Source organism: Skermanella stibiiresistens SB22, assembly GCF_000576635.1.
Taxonomy (GTDB): domain Bacteria; phylum Pseudomonadota; class Alphaproteobacteria; order Azospirillales; family Azospirillaceae; genus Skermanella; species Skermanella stibiiresistens.
The window spans coordinates 1-417 of sequence record NZ_AVFL01000125.1 but is presented as its reverse complement, the minus strand read 5'-3'; the positions used below and the strand labels follow the sequence as shown (position 1 = coordinate 417).

The following is a 417-nucleotide window of genomic DNA, read 5'->3' as shown; positions in this document are numbered from 1 at the left end:
CTGTCCGACGTGCTGGACAATACCGACGCCGTCTGGCCGTTGAAGCTGCCGCCGTTGCCCCAGTAGTAATACGGCTGCAGGGTCAGCGACAGGTTGTCGCGCAGCTGCAGTTTCTGGGTGAACGACAGCGTAAAGTTCTCGAACGGGTTGCGTTCAATCTTGTAATACTTGTTCAACTGCCCTTTGCTGTTGTACTCCGGCGAGGTGACATAATCGGTGTCACGGCCGTCGTTTTGGAACTGCGCCTTGCTCAGGGTGTTGTAGTTGGTGTTGTTCTGGCGGTTGTACTTCATCACCAGATTGCTGCTGTTGCCGTTGCCGTCTTCATACAGCGAATTCATCTCGAACTTGTCGGAGTACAGCCGCCCCTCGCCGCGCCATTTCTTCGCCTCGGTGTGCGAATAGGAGAGCCAGTTG

General features: G+C 55.6%; 1 protein-coding gene. It reads right to left on the bottom strand.

From position 1 onward, the window contains the following. Window positions 1-417, bottom strand: a 417-nt coding sequence (locus N825_RS35760; protein WP_037462487.1) for a hypothetical protein, incomplete at both ends; no start/stop codon positions are given.